Consider the following 539-nt stretch of genomic DNA (forward strand, 5'->3'; position numbering starts at 1 on the left):
CGCCTCTCCACCGACCGCTACGAGCGCAGCCGCGCCGACATCGCCCGCTTCCTGGGCTGTCGGGAGGACGACGAGGTCGTCTTCACCCGCTCGACCACCGACTCCCTCAACCTGCTGGCGCACGCGCTGCCACCGGGCACCCGGGTCTTCGTCTTCGAGACGGAGCACCACGCCGCGCTGCTGCCCTGGCGTCGCCATGGCCGGGACACCACCCTGCTGCCCGCCCCGCGCAGCCCACGGGAAGCCGTCGCCGCGTTGGACCGAGCGCTGCGTACCGCCCCGGAAGGGCCCCGGCTGGTGTGCGTGACGGGCGCCTCGAACGTCACGGGCGAGCTGTGGCCGGTGGCCGAACTGACCCGGGTCGCACGTCGGCACGGCGCCCGTACGGTGCTCGACGCGGCACAACTCGTGCCGCACCACCCGGTGGACATGGCCGCGCTGGACGTCGACTGGGTGGCTTTCTCCGGGCACAAGCTCTACGCCCCGTTCGGCGCCGGCGTGCTGGCCGGCAGCCCGGAGTGGCTGCGGGACGCCGAACC

The 539-nt window shown here is 74.0% G+C and carries 1 protein-coding gene; it reads left to right on the top strand.

Annotated features, from left to right (window positions below):
• Positions 1–539: aminotransferase class V-fold PLP-dependent enzyme (locus AN216_RS00285; protein WP_139140813.1), on the top strand; the 539-nt coding region annotated here is incomplete at both ends.

This window comes from Streptomyces oceani (assembly GCF_001751245.1).
GTDB classification, from domain to species: Bacteria; Actinomycetota; Actinomycetes; order Streptomycetales; family Streptomycetaceae; genus Streptomyces; species Streptomyces oceani.